Source organism: Psychroflexus sp. S27 (assembly GCF_002810405.1).
Taxonomy (GTDB): Bacteria; Bacteroidota; Bacteroidia; order Flavobacteriales; family Flavobacteriaceae; genus Psychroflexus; species Psychroflexus halocasei_A.
In genome coordinates this window covers 1-17,142 of record NZ_NEXQ01000019.1, presented here as the reverse complement: position 1 = coordinate 17,142, position 17,142 = coordinate 1, and the positions used below count along the sequence as shown (strand labels likewise).

Below are 17,142 nucleotides of genomic sequence, written 5' to 3'. Positions count from 1 at the left end.
GCCAATCTACATGAATTAAACTCACCAAGCGCAATGCTTCAAAAACAAGGAACTCATTTTGAAATTTCTGAGAGAAAATTATTTCTAAGAATTGTCGATGTTCTCATTATTTGGGCTGGTGTATACGCCTTAAACTATTTCACTGATTTTTATTATATCAGTTTAAACGAAAATTTCATACCTTATTTAGGTCTTTTAAGCTTTTACTATTTGCTTTTTGCGACTATTTTTGAAATGTATCATTTACAAAAAGCGGAATCTAGATTTATTATTGTTAAAAATCTACTTCTAACAAGTACGCTCACAATTTTCGTGTTTTTATTTACACCCATCATAACACCTCAATTACCTTCAAATAGAATTGAGGTTTTATTTTTATTCTCAGTTATATTTGCTCCCATAGCCATTTGGCGATTTTTATATATCGGTCTTATTTCTGCACCTCGTTTCACCAAAAAAGTTGTTCTTGTAGGAGAAAATTTCAACCCTCAGCAGATTAAAAATGAATTAGAAAATGCGGATTCAAATATTCACGTTATTGGTTTTCTAGATGAAAAAGATGATCAAAGAAATTGTGATGACTGCATACAATTCAATAAATCAAATTTTTTAGATGGTATAAAAAAACATAGAATTAATGAGGTTTTAGTAACAAATTCCTATGAAGGTGTTAATCAAAATCTACAAGGTTTACTATATCCACTTTTAGAAAAAGGTTTGACAATCAAACCTTATTCTCATGTTTATGAAAATTTGACTGATAAAGTTTTGGTTGAAAATATTGAAAATGATTTTTATTGTTATTTCCCTTTTAACAAAAACAATTCAAATCAATTCTACTTGACAATTAATCGGTTGGTCAATATTTTTGTCAGTAGCTTTGGTTTGCTATTAAGTTTGCCTCTACTCCCAATAGTGCTTATCGGCAACATGATGGGCAAATCGTGGGCCTTTACTTTATACCCAAGAAAGAGTTGGGAAATACGGGCAGGTATTCAAGATTTATAAATTAAGATCTATGGTGACCAATGCCGAAAAAAGTGGAGCACAATGGGCCGAAAAAAACGATAACCGTGTGACTGCTTTTGGTAAGTTTTTAAGAAAAACACGTTTGGATGAAATTCCGCAATTCATCAATATTCTAAACGGAGACATGAGCTTAATTGGTCCTAGACCTGAAAGACCTGAGTTTGTTGAAGAATTGGCTAAAACAATTCCTTTTTATAAAATTAGAAACGTTATTAAACCAGGCTTAACAGGTTGGGCACAAGTGAATGCAAAATATGCCGCAACTGATAGAGACTCTCTAGAAAAACTTCAGTATGACCTTTATTATATCAAAAATAGAGGGCTTTTTATTGATTTTAGAATCACAATTAAAACCCTAAGTACAGTTATCTTTTTTAGAGGTCAATAAAAAAGGCTTGCCAAAACTGACAAGCCTATCAATTATAATCTAAGATGAAGATTAATCATTAAAATATACGGCGTTAGTTCCTACACCAGTCGTTAATGTCTGAACTAAATTTCCTGAATAGTCATAAATAAGTAACTCACTATCAGCCGTAAAACCATTGACATCACTATAGAAAATATTTCCATTTTCAACAGAAAAACCATAACCAACAGTAAAAGAATTACCTTCAACTTCTGTATCAAATAAGGGTGTTACGCCTATTTCTGTAGCATTTAAATCTGAAGCGTAAACCTGAGACCCTGTGATGAAAAATATTTTATCATCTTCAATATTTAGTTTTGATGGCTTCTCAATTTCTCCAGAAAAATTGATTGTTTCAATTAAAGAAGCTGTTGACATATTGAATTTTGAAATTCCTTCAGAGTGTAAAGCGTAAAGAATTCCATCTTCATCTTCAATACTATTCAAAACGCCATCAATTGTTAGTGTACTTGTTATTTCGTTAGTATCAGTATTAATAACTGTTATTTCATTACCAGTTCCAAAAGACGCATTTTGAACAAATAATTTACCTGCATCAGCTTTCAATAATTCTACAGGCTTATCAATTGCGATTGATGTGATAAACGAAAAATCACTTGTGTCATAAACAGCGATATCTTGAGACTGACTGTTTGAAACAAAAAGTTTTCCATTTTCAACAACTGCATAACGCGGTAAAGCAATGCTCTCCGTGAGTGTTGTCACATATTCAAACGAAAAACGATTAACAACAACAATTTTGTTACTATTATTCATCACTAAAAATGCATTTTCATCACCAAATGCAATATGATTTAAAACATCACCTAAATTTTCAGAAGGGTTGACTGCTTCAAAAATAGAATTCTCAACTGTCATTAAATCAGCATCAATAAAAGAAACCGACGCGTTAGGCGATCCAAAATTTCCTTCATTCGCAACGATGTAACCTAAGTCAAAATCACCTTGTGGAAGTTCAGGAGTGACGCCTCCATCATCATCACTACTACATGATGCAAAAAAGAATCCGATTGTCAATGCCAATAAAAGTGGCTTCAAAAAATTGTGTTTCATTTGTTTATAAATTTAGGGTTAAAAAAAATTCGAAATTAATTCCTGGCATTGGTTTGTAAATCATGTTTTGGTAGCTTCTGTCAGTCGCATTTTTCACACGAGCGCCAAGACCGTACATTTGATTGTTTCCAAATTGGTATTGTGCAGAAGCGTTAACCAAAATATAATCATCAACCCGAGTTTTTGATTTGTTGTTAGATTGTGTATAAACTTTGCCATTATACATCGCACTGACATCAGCATGCCAATTTTTGTAATCATAATCAAATCCAGCGGTGACTTTATGGTAAGGCACATAAATTAACTGGTAGCCAGTTTCTTTATTTTCTGATTTTGTATAAGCGTAAAGCATTTTTGCTTTCAATTTATTTCCATCCCAATTAAACTGATATGAAGCATTCGCTTCAATTCCTTTTGAGGAAACTTTATCAGTATTGACCGGCTCCCACAATTCACCTTGTGTAGGCAACCAACGAATCATATCTTCCAATTCAATTTGATAATACGTCAAACCGAATTCAAAAGATTTTAATTTAAAAATATAGCTGATTTCACCTTGTAAAGAAGTTTCAGGTTTCAAACTTAAATTGCCTGAACCTGGCCAATACAAGTCATTAAATGTTGGAATACGATAATTTTTAGAAAAATTTAATCTTACTTCATGTTGAGAACTAAAACTGTAATTTGTACCAAAATTATATAGAAAAGGCGCATCAAAATCATCAACAAAATTCTGATTCAAATGCACTTGGTAAACCCAATTTGGCGTGAGATGATGTTTCAAAAAAAGTTGCGCTTCAGTTGTGTTTCTTGAAGCATCACGTATTTCTATGCCATCAGCCCAAGTATATTGATAATCTATTTCGGCTTCTAAATAAATATTTTTCTTGACTTTATAACCCAAACTTGTTTTATTGATGATGGTTTCCGCTCGACCATAAGTCGAACTTTCATCATTATCTAGTTCAGGAAAATAAGTGTATTTCTCATTGAGATAAGCAGCACGTGATTTCAATTTTAATTTTCGCCAAGAAGATTCCCACAACAATTGAGATTTGATGTTTTGATCCTGATATTTTGTTCTTGATTGCGTTTCTTCTAAAATTGAAAAATGTCTTTCACCATCATATATTTCTGAGTAAAAACTCAATTTATGTTGCGGTTTAAAACGGTAAGCTGCGTTTGCTGTCACCGATAAATGATGCATTTGTCCATTATCGTTAAACCCTTTTTGATCAGGAAAATCATAATCATTAGCTGAATCAAAATAATTCGCACCTAAATGAAAACTGAATTTCTCATCAGAAAATTTATAATCAATAGCATTATTGTAGGTTTCAAAACTTCCGTAACTTGATAAAAGCTGAAATTGATGTCCTTTTTTAAAATCCAATGAATTATTAAGAGCCACAGTTCCGCCGATAGCGCCAGAGCCAAATTGCGAGCTTCCTCCACCCGATCTCACATCAATTGAAGAGTAATTATAAGGTGAAATTGTATTAAAATCAACTTGCCCTAAAAATTGTGAATTCACATTAATCCCATTCCATAAAACGGCAGTTTGTTGTGCTGTTGTTCCTCTGAAACTTGGTGAGGACACCATGCCAAGACCGTTTTCTTTGAAAAAAATTGGTGTTTCAAAACTTAAAACATCAGTTAATTGCGGACGGTATTTTCTGATTTGATCTTGCTCAATATTCAAAACACTTTGCCCTACAGATTTCTGAATCAGGCGCAAAGGTTTCAGTACAACTGTATCTAATTGTTGTCTTTCTTTCTGTTGCGCATTTCCTAAAAACGCAAATAAACCAAATAATAGAAGTAACTGTCTTTTTATCATCATTTTTGTTTATCCCGAACAAATTCATATTAAATTTCTGAAAAAAGGCAGGTCTCCTGGCTTGCGTCTTTGTCATCACCTTCCCGTAAAAAACAGTGGTTGAAGTATTGACAAAGCATTTATCTTAATGATAAATTTAGCTTACAGTTGCGGGAACAGCTTTCGCTTTAAACGAAATTCCCTTTTAATCTTTAACATATCAGAAATATGTCAAGAACCATTTTCGCGGACAAAACTAAACATTTAAAACTTCCTAAAGTCTATAAATTTAATTAATCTTACTTTTGCTGAAAATTCTATTATTTTGAAAAAACATTTTCTCACATTTATACTCATTAGCGTTTTTTTATTCTCCTGTCAAAATAAAAAACCTGATAAAGTTCAAGAAAAATCAACATCACAACAAACCAAAGTTGATATCAACATTGATTATGCAACAGGTTTTGAAGTGGAATCTTATGAAAATTACGATGTTTTAAAAGTTAAAAATTCATGGCCAAATAGTGATCAAACCTTCACTTATGTCATCACAAAAAAAGAAGTTGATTTACCCAAAGATTTAAATTATACACATCGCATCAATTTACCGATTGAGAGAAGCATTGTCTCTTCGACAACACATATTCCATCATTAATCGACTTGAATGTTCTCTCTACTTTAGTCGCATTTCCTGAGCCTGACTACATCTCGTCTGCTGAAGCTAGAGAATATATTAATGACAATAAAGTTTTAAACATCGGTCAAAATCAACAACTCAATACTGAATTGACGATTTCTTCTCAAGCTGATGTTTTTGTCGGATTCAGTATGAATGGAAAAAACAAAGCTTACGGTCTTATTGAAAAATCTGGAATTCCGATTGTTTACAACGGTGATTGGGTTGAAAAAACACCTTTAGGCAAAGCAGAATGGATTAAATTTTTTGGTGTTCTTTTCGGAAAAAAAGATGAAGCTCTCAAAGCATTTGAATCCGTTGAGAGAAGCTATAATGAAATGAAATTACTTGCTCAAAAAGCTAAAAATAAGCCAACAGTTCTTTCTGGAAGCTTATACAGAGATGTTTGGTATTTACCTGGCGGCGCAAGTTGGCAAGCCATGTTTTTTAATGATGCTAACACAAATTATATTTATGCAGATAACGATGAAACAGGCAGTCTTAGTTTATCTTTTGAAAGTGTTTTAAATAAAGCTCAAGATGCTGATATTTGGATTTCTCCAGGTAGTTTTACGACATATGATAAAATGACAAAACAAAATCCGCATTACAAACAATTCAAAGCATTTCAGAATAAGGAAATTTATGGTATTGCTGGCAAAAAAGGAGAAACTGGTGGCGTGATTTATTATGAATTAGCGCCAAACAGACCTGATTTGGTTTTGAAAGATTTAATTAAAATCTGTCATCCAGAATTAATAAAAGAGCATGAATTTGTATTTTTTCAAGCTTTAAAATAATTATCGATGCAACTCAAATCAAGCTTACTTATCGTTTTACTCCTAACCTTACTCTGCCTAATCAGTTTGAGCTTGGGGTCGGTAAGTATTCCATTGAGTGAAGTGTTTAAGAGCATTACTTTTCAAGAAGTTGAAAATCAAAACTGGCATTATATTATCGTTGATTATCGCTTGCCAAAAACAATCACAGCCATTTTTGTTGGTGGTGGTTTGGCTTTAAGTGGTTTACTCATGCAGACGCTTTTTCGCAATCCATTGGCTGGTCCTTATGTATTAGGTTTAAGCAGTGGCGCGAGTTTAGGAGTCGCAATTTTGATTTTAGGTAGTGGAATTTTAGGTTTAAACTTTGGTGATTTTTTAAGCGAACGTTGGCTCATCGTTCTCGCTTCGAGTTTAGGTAGTTTACTCGTTATGTTTGGCATTTTGATGACAGCTTCTCGCATTAAAGACACAATGGCACTTCTCATCATAGGTCTTATGTTTGCAAGCTTAACAGGAGCTGTCGTTAATGTTTTATCATTTTTCAGCTCTGCCAATGAACTTCAAAAATATGTTTTCTGGTCATTGGGAAGTCTAGGAGATTTAACATGGAATGAAGTTTCTATACTTGCCATTTGTAGCCTTATTAGTTATCTCATTATTTTATTTATTCTTAAAAATTTAAACAGCCTTTTATTAGGAGAAAAATATGCTGAAAGTTTGGGCGTAAACCTTAAGCGCAATAGGTTTTTAATTATACTTTCGACAAGCCTCTTAGCTGGATCAATCACTGCTTTTGCAGGTCCAATCGCATTTATTGGCCTTGCTGTACCGCATTTAACGCGACAGATTATCAAAACCAATAATCATTTAGTTTTGGTACCTTCGGTTTTATTAAGCGGTGCTATTTTGATGTTAATTTGTGATATTATAGCGCAACTTCCTTTTTCAGAATTAACAATCCCGATTAATGCCGTGACATCAATCATTGGCGCACCACTTGTCATTTGGCTTTTGGTAAAACAAAGACACATCAAATTTTGACATGGAGAAAATAATTTTAGACATCCAAAATCTTGATATAGGTTACGACAAAACTCTTGTTGAAAACATCAATTTTAGCATCAAAAATTCTGAATTGGTCGGTTTAATAGGCGTCAATGGTTCTGGTAAATCCACTCTTTTAAAATCAATTACACAGATTAATTCTGCTTTAAAAGGCAACATTATTTTAAACCAAAAACCAATTGAAAAATATAGTCTCAAAGAGAAATCAGAACAAATGGGTTTAGTTTTAACAAACCCAATCATCAATAAAGATCTTAGTGTTTTTGAAATTGTTGCTCTTGGCAGACAGCCCTACACCAACTGGTTGGGTTTATTAACAAAGAAGGATAAAAGAATTATTATAAAAGCCATCGAACAAGTTGGCTTGATTGATAAAGTCAAAAAAAAATGTGCAAAACTCAGTGATGGACAACTTCAAAAAGTGATGCTCGCAAGAGCTTTGGCGCAGCAAACTGAACTCATTGTCCTTGATGAACCAACAACGCATTTAGATATGTATCATAAAATATACATTCTGAAATTGCTCAAAATGATTTGTCAAAAAAACAATAAAGCCATGCTTTTTGCAACACATGAAATCAATTTGGCGTTGCAACTTTGCGATAAAATAATCGTGTTAAATGATAAAAAAGCCTATTTTGGAACAACAGAAGAATTGGCTAAAAATCAAGTTTTTAAAAAACTTTTCCCAAACGATTTAATTAATTTTGATCAAGAGCAACTGATCTTTAAAGTCTAGTTATTTATGAATGTTTTTGTTTTATGCACAGGAAGAACAGGCTCTGTCAGCTTTATCAAAGCTTGTGAACATATTGATAATTTCACCGCTGATCATGAATCAAGATCACATTTAAACGGAAAAGAAAGATTTGATTTTCCTGACCAACACATCGAAGCTGATAACAGGTTATCTTGGGACTTAGGCCGTTTAGATAAGCATTTCGGAAAAGATGCTTTTTACGTTCATTTGACGCGAGATCATAATAAGGTCGCTGAAAGTTATGCTAAACGCGTTTACTATCCGAATAATATTGTTAAAGCCTACTGTGATGGCATAAAAAAAAATCCTACTGAAAAATTATCTAAAGAAGAGATTTATAAGTATTCTCTCGATATGGTCATGAATATTGAATCTTCAATTGAGTTTTTTTTAAAAGACAAACCCAATCAAATAAAGATAGACATTGATGCTATTCATACTGAATTTCCTGAATTTTGGACAGCTATTAAAGCTAAAGGAAACATGAAGCTTGCTGTTAAAACATTAAACAAAAGACATAATATAAGTAGAAAGAAAAGTTTTTTTTGGTACAGATTAAAAATAAACACACTAAGAGCTTTCAAATCAATTAGTTAACATAAGTCAATTTTTCATAACTTTTCATTATATTTGTTCATACCCCGAAAACAACACAAATTAAAATGAAAAAGGAAAAAGAAAATGAAATCTGGAAAGAGGTTAAACTCGGACCAGAATACAAAAAAAAACAGAAAATTGAAGTTTCCAATTTAGGCGGAGCTAGACGTACTAAAAAGACTGGCAGGATTTGGCCAATTAAGATTGGAAATATCAATGGCTATGCGAGTATCACAATTACTTTAGAAGCTGGTGGGAATCGCTCTAAATATCTTCATAAGGTGATTGCAGAAACTTTTATTAAAAAAGATTCCGAAGATCAAAACTTTGTAATTCACAAAGATTACAACAAACTCAACAACAATGTTGAGAATTTAGCTTGGGCTAATAAAAAAGAAAAAGAAAAGCATCAGTTTAAAAATCCTTTATGGATTAAAAATTCTAAGAAAGTTAAGAATGCGAAACTTACTGAAGCCAAAGTTAGAAAAATTAGAAAAATGGTGAATGATCCTAACAGGACGATGCGTATGAAGAAGATTGCTGAAAAATTCGGCATTTCTGAAATGCATCTTTACCGCATCAAAAAAGGTAAAAACTGGTCTCACGTTAAATAATAAGTTTTATCAAAATTGTCTTGAGAGTTTTTGAAATTGATTTTCTTTTTAAGAATCAATTATTCTCAAGGCAATTTTTTATTTATTTAAATGTCATTTGCATTTGACGGTTTTTGGTTTCTCAAAGGTGGTCTGTTTGATAAAATCGCATCTAAAGCTCGCCTTAAAGAAGTACCAGATAATGGAATATTATTCTGAGGTCTCGAATCATCAAGCTGACCGTGATATGTCATTTCCATGGCCTTATCAAAAACTAAGAAATCCGGCGTTTCTTTCACATGATATGCTTTTGCAACACTTAAATCTTTATCAAATAAATAAGGAAATGAATAATCCTCTTCTCTAGCAACTTCTATCATTTGTTGCTGAGAATCTTCTGGATACATAGATATGTCAGAACTAGAGATTGCAGCAAAGCCAAATCCAATCACGCGATAATCGTTAGCAACACGCACAATTTCTTCATTGACATGTTTTGCGTAAGGACAGTGATTATTTAAAAACATAATCACAATTCCTTTGCTTCCTTTCAAATCATTAAGATTGAAAAAGTTTCCTGTGACAACATCTTGCAACTTAAAGTTTGGCGCTTTAAAACCAATTTGAAGATCGTTTTTGGATTGAATTATGTCTTTCATAGATATTATAAATGAAAAAAGCTATCTCGTTAAAGATAGCTTTTTTAAATTTTTTTTGATTCCAAAAAGTAAATTACTTTTTAGCTTCCACAGGTTTTGTTGCTTTATTCGTTAGCTCTAAAGAAATAGAAGACTTGTCAAAAGTCATTTTTCCTGATCCAGTTTCAATAATCACAGCATCTAGTTTTTCACTAAAGTCTGATATTTTACCGTGCAAACCACTTTTAGTGACAACCTTGTCACCTTTTTTGAGTTCGTGAATAAAGTTTTTTTCCTGTTTTTGTTTTTTCATTTGTGGTCTAATCATAAAGAAATAGAGCACTACGAAAATCAAAATGAGCGGAAGGAATTGAGTTAATTCTGCCATAAGCTTATTTTACTGGAGATCCAGCATTTTTATTTTTTGGTGTTACAAAGGCTTTAATTCTTAAAGTTTCTTGGCCTTTTTCAGTGTTTGAAGAAACGCGGATGCTTTTCATCTGCTGGTTTGGACGACCGCTTGAGTTAAAACGGATTGTCATTTTACCTTCATCACCTGGAGCAATTGTTTTGTTTTTAGGATATTCAGGAACTGTACATCCACAACTTGCTCTTGCATTTGTGATAATCAAAGGTGCGTCACCTTCATTTTTAAATGTAAAATCGTGCTCAACAACGTCTCCTTCGTTGATTGTTCCAAAATCATGAACCATATCGTTAAAGACTAGTTTTGGATATTTTTGTTGCTGCGAGTCCGAGGCTGAAGCTGTTTCAGCTTTTTTTGTATCGACCTCAGAAGAAGCATTGTCTTTACATGATGTAAAACCCAAAGCTAAAACGGTAGCTAATGCTAAAAAAGTAGTTTTCATTTTTATTAGAATTTTAATTTCCTCAAAAGTATAAAATTTTAACTCATTACATTAATCCACGACCAATTTTATGAATTTTGTCAGATTCTTGAAATTCTTTTGATAACTTATCGAGAACACCGTTAATGAAAATACCACTTTTCAAAGTTGAGTAATCTTTCGCGATCTCAAGATATTCATTAATTGTAACACGAACAGGAATGCTCGGAAACCTTGTAAACTCACATAAAGCCATCTTGATCAGAATACTATCTAAATCAGCAATACGATCTGTGTCCCAATTTGGTGTTTTGTCTTTAAAAGCATCTGTAAACTCTTCTTCGTTGAGAAGTGTTTTCGTGAATAAATCAACCGCATATTCTTCATCATCATTATTGATAAACAAGCTTGGCACTTTGATAAAATCTTCATCCATTTTTACCTTTTGAATGAACTTTATAATTCCTGTATTGACAATTGGGAAATCGTCAACCCAAGTAAGTTTCTCGTCTTCATAATAATCATAAAGCAAATCATCTGGAGCGATAATTTCTTTATAAATTTTAATAATAAAGTCTTTATCTCCTTTAAAATCAGCATAAGAATCCTTGACGTAATCTTGGTATAGGTCACTCTTTAAGAGTTTAGCCCACAGCTTTTTTGGGATTTCATCATCATCTCTCCAGTTTCTTATTTTTCTATCTTCGAGTAATTCATTGAGGTCTGTGGCATTTTCAATTTTCTCAATCAATAAGTTGTTGACGAATTTTAAATTTGGTTTTTTATCTTCATCAGTTGCTAAAAATTTTTTCTTACTAATCTCGTAATGATTTTCAGCATAATTTTTCAGCTCAACGAGCAGACTCAAATTAAGTAGAAACAAGTCATGCATATCAACCATGCTTTTCTTGAGAAATTTCTTGTCATTCTGCATCCTCATCTGGTTACCTTTTTTAAAGGCGTAGATCGATTGCATCACTTTTGCACGAATGTGTCTTCTTGTCAGCATTGAATTCAAATTTTCAGTGTGCAAAAATAATATTAAAAATAAGAGTTTTGACTGTTTTGATTTTTTTTTGATGAAATTCGTTATTAAACTTATGTTACTTCAATTTTTGATTTCCGCATAAACCTTACATTTGTAAAATCTAAAATTCAGATTTGAAATCACTCAGGTACTTAAATAAATATTTTCTAAAATATAAATGGCGCCTTCTACTCGGCCTAATCATTACTATTGGCGCGAGAGTTTTTGCCTTATTTACGCCTCAACTCATTCGTAACTCTACAAATGCGATTGAAAAATACGTGAATGGCGAGATTGTAGATATTGAGATTGTTAAGTCTGAGCTGCTTTATAATATCGGTTTAATTATTGCCGCTGTATTTGCATCTGCAGTTTTAACCTTTTTGATGAGACAAACCTTTATCGTGGTTTCACGTTTTATTGAATATGATTTAAAAAATGAGGTTTTCACGCAATATCAAAGTCTTTCTCTAGATTTTTATAAAAAAAACAGAACAGGCGATTTGATGAATCGTATTTCTGAAGATGTCTCGAAAGTCAGAATGTACGTTGGCCCAGCTTTAATGTATGGTGTACAAACAGTAACGCTTTTTGTGGTTGTTATTTCTTACATGATTTCCGCAGCGCCAATTCTGACGCTTTACACCTTGATACCGTTACCTATTTTATCGATTGCGATTTATCGTTTGAGCGTGGCAATCAATAAACGTTCGGCTGTTGTTCAGCAATTTCTTTCTGAACTGAATACTTTTACGCAAGAAAGTTTTAGTGGAATTGCAGTGATTAAATCTTACGGAATTCAAGATAAATTTAATTCAGATTTTGATAATCTCGCAAATGAAAGTAAAGAGAAAAATGTAGATCTAGCTAAAGTGCAAGCCATTTTTTTTCCATTGATGGTTCTTTTAATCGGATTTAGTAATCTTATAGTAATTTATATAGGTGGAAAGCAATATATTAATGGTGAAATAGAAAGTGTCGGTGTGATTGTTGAGTTTTTACTTTATGTAAATATGTTAACATGGCCTATCGCTTCTGTTGGTTGGATTACTTCAATGGTACAGCGTGCTGAAGCTTCTCAAAAAAGAATTAATGAATTTTTAGAACAAAAACCAAGCATCAAAAATCACTCAGAAAAAGAAGAAAGCATCAAGGGAAATATTGAATTTAAAAATGTAACATTTGTTTATGACGACACAAATATTACTGCTTTAGATAAATTTTCTTTTAAACTAAATAAAGGTGAAACACTTGCTATTTTAGGAAACACAGGGTCTGGTAAATCTACAATTTTAGAATTAATCGGTCGTCTTTATGATGTCTCAGAAGGAGAAATTTTAATTGATGGAAAACCTATTGAATCTCTCAATTTAAGTGAGTTACGCCAGCAAATTGGATATGTTCCTCAAGATGCTTTTCTATTTAGCGAAAGCATACGTGAAAACATTAAATTTGGTAAAAGTGATGCTTCAGAAGAAGAAATCATTGCTGCTGCCAAATACGCTGCGGTTCATGAAAACATTATGGGCTTCAGCAAAGGCTACGACACAGTTTTAGGCGAAAGAGGTTTAACTTTATCTGGCGGACAAAAACAACGTGTGTCAATAGCTAGAGCGATCATTAAAGATCCAAATATTGTTTTATTTGATGATTGTTTATCGGCTGTTGATACTGAAACAGAAGAAAAGATTTTTAATAATTTAAAAGAAATTTCTGAAGAAAAAACGGCTATTATAGTGAGTCACAGAGCTTCCTCTGCAAGAAATGCAGACAAAATTATTGTTGTTGATAATGGACAAATAATTCAAGAAGGCAACCACCAAGAGCTCATAAACATTGATGGATATTACAAAGAGCTTTACGAAAAGCAATTAGAAGAAAAAGATTCTTAGAAATGCTTAGGTTTTTTGTTTTTTTTAAGATTTTTGAATTCTCAATCAACAATCAATTTTTAAATTATGAGTGATCAAGCAACGATGAAGAACGATGACATTTTTTCAAAGGTTATTCGTGCAGGAAGAAGAACTTATTTTTTTGATGTCAGATCAACAAAAGCTGACGACTACTATCTAACGATTACGGAAAGTAAAAAATTCACAAATGACGATGGATCTTTCTTTTACAGAAAACACAAAATTTATTTGTACAAAGAAGATTTTGAAAGCTTTCAAGACGCTTTAAAAGAAACAAGCAACTTTATTATTAATGAAAAAGGTGAAGAAGTAATTTCTGAACGTCATCAAAAAGATTTTCAAAAAACCGATACAAAAGAACCTCATACTGAAAAAGAAAGCAGTGATAAAGTTGCAGCATTCACTGATTTAAGCTTCGACGATATATAAAAGCATCTTATTTTTATACCTAAAAGCTGATTTGTCTTTATTGTCAAATCAGCTTTTTTTATGTGCTAGATTTTAAATATGCCTCTGCAACTCATCAAACTATAGTTTTTGACTCAAAAGTTTGAAATTATTAAGCCTTTTGATTTTTAAAATCACTTAACTAAAATGATGAAAATTATACTATTTAAATATTTACGTATTTTAAATAAGCTTAAAAATGCATCTCCTCCACTTCAGCTAATAAAATATAATCTTTGCCTTTTTTATAATTTATGTGTGAGTCTTGTTAGCTTATGATAAGCTTGACTTAGCATGTTTAGAAATAGTTTTACCATCAGCTTTCCCTGCCAAACGTTTAGAAGCAATTCCCATAACTTTCCCCATATCTTTCATAGAGTCAGCTCTGGTTTCTAAGATAATAGCTTCTACTTCATTCTTAATCTCCTCATCACTCAACTGAGCAGGTAAAAACTCTTCAATAATTTTTGCCTCTGCTAATTCAGCATCTGCTAATTCTGGTCTATTTTGCTCTTTGTAAACTTCAGCACTTTCTTTACGTTGTTTAACGAGTCTTTGAAGCAACTTTAGCTCTTCGTCGTCTGTGAGTTCCCCTGTTGAGTCTCCAGAAGTCTTCTCTTTTATAATTTCATTTTTAATAGATCTTAAAGAAGCTAAAGCAACCGTATCTTTTGCTTTCATTGCTGCTTTCATCTTGTCCATTACTTGTTTTTCTAATGCCATTTTTTAAGTTTTATACAAATATAAATAAAGATCACATGAAACTACTGTCATTTATCAACCTCTTAGGGATTTGTAACTAATGTTACGACCTTAAATTATTATTAAGTTTAAATTTGTAAGTCAAACAAACGTAAATATCTTTTAAAAATAAATTGATTAAATGAAGATTAAACAAATATACACTGGTTGTTTAGCCCAAGGTGCATACTATATTGAAAGTGAAGGTGAAGTTGCTATCATAGATCCATTAAGAGAAGTTCAATCCTATATAGACAAAGCGAATAAAAACAATGCAAAGATTAAATACATTTTTGAAACACACTTTCATGCTGATTTTGTAAGTGGTCATGTAACTCTAGCCAAAGAAACTGGAGCTACAATAGTTTACGGGCCATCTGCAGAAACAAACTTTGATGCATATATTGCTAAAAATAATGAAGTATTCAAGTTAGGTGATATTACCATTGAACTTTTGCATACGCCTGGACATACAATGGAGAGTTCTTGTTATTTATTAAAAGATGAAAATGGTAAAAATAATTCACTATTTACAGGTGATACACTTTTCCTAGGAGATGTCGGAAGACCTGATTTAGCTCAGAAATCTGCTAGCATGACTCAAGAAGAACTTGCTGGATTATTGTATGAAAGTTTACAAAATAAAATTATGCCTTTAGAAAATCATATCACAGTTTATCCTGCACACGGAGCAGGATCTGCTTGTGGTAAAAATATGATGAAGGAAACAGTTGATTCTTTAGGAAACCAAAAGAAAGTAAATTATGCTCTTCGATCAGACATGACAAAAGAAGAATTTATTAAAGAAGTTACCGATGGCTTGCTTCCTCCACCAAAGTATTTTCCTTTAAATGTAAGAATGAATAAAGAAGGTTATGAGGATATAAAAAATATTATCAAAAAAGGAACTAAAGAATTATCACCTGATGAGTTTGAAACTGTGGCTAACAATACAAATGCAATAATATTAGATGTTAGAAGTGAAGATGAGTTTATAAAAGGTCATATTCCACAATCTATTTTTATAGGTTTAAATGGAGACTTTGCTCCATGGGTTGGTGCACTAATTTCAGATATCAAACAATCCATTCTATTAGTTACACCTGAAGGGAAAGAGGAAGAAGCTGTGATAAGATTAGCGCGTGTTGGTTTTGACAATACACTTGGCTTAATAAAAGGAGGATTTGAAGCTTGGAAGAAAGCAGGAAAAGAATATGACAAGGTTAACTCTATATCAGCTGAAGAGTTTAAAAACTTAAAAATTAATCAACTACCTATATTCGATGTGCGTAAAGAAACAGAATATAATTCAGAACATTTAATAAATTCACTTAATACGCCTTTAGCAGAACTTAATGATCACTTAGAAACTTACCCTGATAAAGAAGCCTTTTATTTACATTGTTTAGGTGGTTATCGATCTGTCATCGCCAGTTCAATATTAAAAATGCGAGGTAAGCATAATTTAATCAACATTGAGGGTGGTTTTGAAGTATTCAAAGAACTTGAAATCTCAACAACTGAATCGACTTGTCCATCGAAACAATAAAATCATTAATAATAAATTTCTTAGAAATGAGCTGGCTTTATAGAAGGTCAGCTTTTTTTGTTTAAAATTGTGAGCGTGAGTTTTGCCTTACACTTCACCGTAACATCTTAAGATCAGATTTAATACAAAATGAAGTAAAACAAAAAAGCCTGTAAGGAATCTCTTACAGGCTTTAGTATATAAAGGAAGGCGGCGACCTACTCTCCCACGTTAGTAGTACCATCGGCGCTAACGAGCTTAACTTCTCTGTTCGGAATGGGAAGAGGTGAGCCTCGTTGCTATAACCACCTTAAGTCATTAATATCAACATATCAGATAAGATAAAATACAGATACAATCATTTTCTATTTATAAATAAAAGAGCTAGCTATTATAAGCCTTCGGGTAATTAGTACTACTCGGCTGTGACATTACTGCCTTTACACCTGTAGCCTATCAACCCCGTAGTCTACGGGGACCCTTTAAAGAAATCTCATCTTGTGGTGGGTTTCGCGCTTATATGCTTTCAGCGCTTATCCCTGCCAAACGTAGCTACTCTGCGATGCTCCTGGCGGAACAACAGATACACCAGAGGTTTGTCCAACTCGGTCCTCTCGTACTAGAGTCAGATCCACGCAAATTTCTAACGCCCACTGTAGATAGAGACCGAACTGTCTCACGACGTTCTGAACCCAGCTCGCGTGCCACTTTAATGGGCGAACAGCCCAACCCTTGGGACCTTCTCCAGCCCCAGGATGTGACGAGCCGACATCGAGGTGCCAAACCCCCCCGTCGATGTGAGCTCTTGGGGGAGATCAGCCTGTTATCCCCGGAGTACCTTTTATCCTTTGAGCGATGGCCCTTCCATGCGGAACCACCGGATCACTATGCTCTACTTTCGTACCTGATCGACTTGTRGGTCTCTCAGTCAAGCTCCCTTATGCCATTGCACTCTACGCACGGTTACCAAGCGTRCTGAGGGAACCTTTAGAAGCCTCCGTTACTATTTTGGAGGCGACCACCCCAGTCAAACTACCCACCAAGTAATGTCCCCCACAAATGCGGGGTTAGGCCTTAAACAAGTAAAGGGTGGTATTTCAACAATGACTCCACCACACCTGGCGATGCAGCTTCAATGTCTCCCACCTATCCTACACATCACTTATCCAAAGTCAATACTAAGCTATAGTAAAGG

The 17,142-nt window shown here is 33.1% G+C and carries 17 protein-coding genes, 2 rRNA genes and 1 riboswitch; of the genes, 10 read left to right on the top strand and 9 right to left on the bottom strand.

Annotated elements, in window-relative coordinates; translation table 11 throughout:
- Nucleotides 1-33 precede the first annotated feature (33 nt).
- Both CAP47_RS02760 and CAP47_RS12480 read left to right on the top strand, forming a co-directional pair.
- On the top strand, nt 34-1,008 hold the full coding sequence (locus tag CAP47_RS02760; protein WP_238140936.1) for a nucleoside-diphosphate sugar epimerase/dehydratase: 975 nt from the start codon (nt 34-36) through the stop codon (nt 1,006-1,008).
- Nucleotides 1,001-1,417: a sugar transferase gene (locus CAP47_RS12480; RefSeq protein ID WP_238140946.1), complete on the top strand. Its 417-nt coding sequence runs from the start codon at nt 1,001-1,003 to the stop codon at nt 1,415-1,417. The genes CAP47_RS02760 and CAP47_RS12480 overlap by 8 nt, the downstream gene beginning before the upstream one ends.
- 51 nt (nt 1,418-1,468) lie before the next feature.
- On the opposite strand, the gene CAP47_RS02755 is transcribed toward CAP47_RS12480, so the two are convergent.
- Both CAP47_RS02755 and CAP47_RS02750 read right to left on the bottom strand, forming a co-directional pair.
- The gene (locus CAP47_RS02755; RefSeq protein WP_100775287.1) at nt 1,469-2,512 is read right to left on the bottom strand and encodes a YncE family protein; all 1,044 of its coding nucleotides are present in this window, start codon (nt 2,510-2,512) and stop codon (nt 1,469-1,471) included.
- 4 nt (nt 2,513-2,516) lie between these two features.
- Nucleotides 2,517-4,352, bottom strand: coding sequence for a TonB-dependent receptor plug domain-containing protein (locus tag CAP47_RS02750; protein WP_192869928.1), 1,836 nt, complete (start codon nt 4,350-4,352; stop codon nt 2,517-2,519).
- A gap of 28 nt (nt 4,353-4,380) precedes the next feature.
- Nucleotides 4,381-4,589, bottom strand: a riboswitch (cobalamin riboswitch).
- 67 nt (nt 4,590-4,656) lie between these two features.
- Between CAP47_RS02750 and CAP47_RS02745 the strand changes: the two genes are divergently transcribed.
- The 5 genes from CAP47_RS02745 (at nt 4,657) to CAP47_RS02725 (ending at nt 8,826) form a co-directional block, all read left to right on the top strand.
- Nucleotides 4,657-5,808 (top strand): ABC transporter substrate-binding protein, encoded by a 1,152-nt coding sequence (locus CAP47_RS02745; protein WP_192869927.1) that lies wholly within the window; start codon nt 4,657-4,659, stop codon nt 5,806-5,808.
- A gap of 6 nt (nt 5,809-5,814) precedes the next feature.
- On the top strand, nt 5,815-6,831 hold the full coding sequence (locus CAP47_RS02740; RefSeq protein WP_093241054.1) for a FecCD family ABC transporter permease: 1,017 nt from the start codon (nt 5,815-5,817) through the stop codon (nt 6,829-6,831).
- 1 nt (nt 6,832) lies between these two features.
- On the top strand, nt 6,833-7,594 hold the full coding sequence (locus CAP47_RS02735) for an ABC transporter ATP-binding protein (protein WP_093241057.1): 762 nt from the start codon (nt 6,833-6,835) through the stop codon (nt 7,592-7,594).
- A gap of 6 nt (nt 7,595-7,600) precedes the next feature.
- A complete protein-coding gene (locus tag CAP47_RS02730) occupies nt 7,601-8,212 on the top strand; it encodes a hypothetical protein (RefSeq protein ID WP_093241060.1) in 612 nt (203 codons plus the stop codon).
- 65 nt (nt 8,213-8,277) lie between these two features.
- Nucleotides 8,278-8,826 carry an HNH endonuclease gene (locus CAP47_RS02725; protein WP_093241063.1) on the top strand — a complete coding sequence of 183 codons (549 nt, stop codon included), beginning with the start codon at nt 8,278-8,280 and terminating at the stop codon, nt 8,824-8,826.
- 86 nt (nt 8,827-8,912) lie between these two features.
- On the opposite strand, the gene CAP47_RS02720 is transcribed toward CAP47_RS02725, so the two are convergent.
- The 4 genes from CAP47_RS02720 to CAP47_RS02705 form a co-directional block, all read right to left on the bottom strand.
- The gene (locus tag CAP47_RS02720; protein ID WP_093241066.1) at nt 8,913-9,464 is read right to left on the bottom strand and encodes a thioredoxin family protein; all 552 of its coding nucleotides are present in this window, start codon (nt 9,462-9,464) and stop codon (nt 8,913-8,915) included.
- A 73-nt stretch (nt 9,465-9,537) separates the two neighbouring features.
- On the bottom strand, nt 9,538-9,831 hold the full coding sequence (yajC, locus tag CAP47_RS02715) for a preprotein translocase subunit YajC (RefSeq protein ID WP_093241069.1): 294 nt from the start codon (nt 9,829-9,831) through the stop codon (nt 9,538-9,540).
- A 4-nt stretch (nt 9,832-9,835) separates the two neighbouring features.
- Nucleotides 9,836-10,312 (bottom strand): DUF1573 domain-containing protein, encoded by a 477-nt coding sequence (locus tag CAP47_RS02710; RefSeq protein ID WP_093241072.1) that lies wholly within the window; start codon nt 10,310-10,312, stop codon nt 9,836-9,838.
- Nucleotides 10,313-10,358: 46 nt separating this feature from the next.
- Nucleotides 10,359-11,300, bottom strand: a complete 942-nt coding sequence (locus CAP47_RS02705; RefSeq protein WP_100775284.1) for a transcription antitermination protein NusB — start codon at nt 11,298-11,300, stop codon at nt 10,359-10,361.
- Between the two features lie 152 nt (nt 11,301-11,452).
- Between CAP47_RS02705 and CAP47_RS02700 the strand changes: the two genes are divergently transcribed.
- Together CAP47_RS02700 and CAP47_RS02695 are read left to right on the top strand one after the other, a co-directional pair.
- Complete coding sequence (locus CAP47_RS02700; RefSeq protein WP_100775283.1) at nt 11,453-13,210, top strand: ABC transporter ATP-binding protein; 1,758 nt, start codon at nt 11,453-11,455, stop codon at nt 13,208-13,210.
- A gap of 66 nt (nt 13,211-13,276) precedes the next feature.
- Nucleotides 13,277-13,660, top strand: coding sequence for a PUR family DNA/RNA-binding protein (locus CAP47_RS02695; RefSeq protein ID WP_100775282.1), 384 nt, complete (start codon nt 13,277-13,279; stop codon nt 13,658-13,660).
- Nucleotides 13,661-13,951: 291 nt separating this feature from the next.
- Here CAP47_RS02695 and CAP47_RS02690 read toward each other — a convergent pair whose 3' ends face one another.
- A complete protein-coding gene (locus CAP47_RS02690) occupies nt 13,952-14,401 on the bottom strand; it encodes a GatB/YqeY domain-containing protein (protein WP_100775281.1) in 450 nt (149 codons plus the stop codon).
- Nucleotides 14,402-14,561: 160 nt separating this feature from the next.
- Here CAP47_RS02690 and CAP47_RS02685 point away from each other — a divergent pair, with 160 nt between their 5' ends.
- A complete protein-coding gene (locus tag CAP47_RS02685) occupies nt 14,562-15,968 on the top strand; it encodes an MBL fold metallo-hydrolase (RefSeq protein ID WP_100775280.1) in 1,407 nt (468 codons plus the stop codon).
- A 184-nt stretch (nt 15,969-16,152) separates the two neighbouring features.
- Here the strand turns inward: CAP47_RS02685 and rrf are convergent.
- Both rrf and CAP47_RS02675 read right to left on the bottom strand, forming a co-directional pair.
- Nucleotides 16,153-16,260 (bottom strand): 5S ribosomal RNA (rrf, locus tag CAP47_RS02680).
- A 76-nt stretch (nt 16,261-16,336) separates the two neighbouring features.
- Nucleotides 16,337-17,142 (bottom strand): 23S ribosomal RNA (locus CAP47_RS02675); the annotation flags it as partial.

What these genes read in the sequence shown, in the direction of transcription:
- CAP47_RS02750 (WP_192869928.1), bottom strand. Translation starts at nt 4,352, where the DNA reads ATGATAAAAAGACAGTTACTTCTATTATTTGGTTTATTTGCGTTTTTA.
- CAP47_RS02705 (WP_100775284.1), bottom strand. Translation starts at nt 11,300, where the DNA reads ATGCTGACAAGAAGACACATTCGTGCAAAAGTGATGCAATCGATCTAC.
- CAP47_RS02730 (WP_093241060.1), top strand. Translation starts at nt 7,601, where the DNA reads ATGAATGTTTTTGTTTTATGCACAGGAAGAACAGGCTCTGTCAGCTTT.
- yajC (WP_093241069.1), bottom strand. Translation starts at nt 9,831, where the DNA reads ATGGCAGAATTAACTCAATTCCTTCCGCTCATTTTGATTTTCGTAGTG.
- CAP47_RS02685 (WP_100775280.1), top strand. Translation starts at nt 14,562, where the DNA reads ATGAAGATTAAACAAATATACACTGGTTGTTTAGCCCAAGGTGCATAC.
- CAP47_RS02735 (WP_093241057.1), top strand. Translation starts at nt 6,833, where the DNA reads ATGGAGAAAATAATTTTAGACATCCAAAATCTTGATATAGGTTACGAC.
- CAP47_RS02725 (WP_093241063.1), top strand. Translation starts at nt 8,278, where the DNA reads ATGAAAAAGGAAAAAGAAAATGAAATCTGGAAAGAGGTTAAACTCGGA.
- CAP47_RS02755 (WP_100775287.1), bottom strand. Translation starts at nt 2,512, where the DNA reads ATGAAACACAATTTTTTGAAGCCACTTTTATTGGCATTGACAATCGGA.
- CAP47_RS02720 (WP_093241066.1), bottom strand. Translation starts at nt 9,464, where the DNA reads ATGAAAGACATAATTCAATCCAAAAACGATCTTCAAATTGGTTTTAAA.
- CAP47_RS02710 (WP_093241072.1), bottom strand. Translation starts at nt 10,312, where the DNA reads ATGAAAACTACTTTTTTAGCATTAGCTACCGTTTTAGCTTTGGGTTTT.
- CAP47_RS02690 (WP_100775281.1), bottom strand. Translation starts at nt 14,401, where the DNA reads ATGGCATTAGAAAAACAAGTAATGGACAAGATGAAAGCAGCAATGAAA.
- CAP47_RS02740 (WP_093241054.1), top strand. Translation starts at nt 5,815, where the DNA reads ATGCAACTCAAATCAAGCTTACTTATCGTTTTACTCCTAACCTTACTC.
- CAP47_RS02695 (WP_100775282.1), top strand. Translation starts at nt 13,277, where the DNA reads ATGAGTGATCAAGCAACGATGAAGAACGATGACATTTTTTCAAAGGTT.
- CAP47_RS02760 (WP_238140936.1), top strand. Translation starts at nt 34, where the DNA reads ATGCTTCAAAAACAAGGAACTCATTTTGAAATTTCTGAGAGAAAATTA.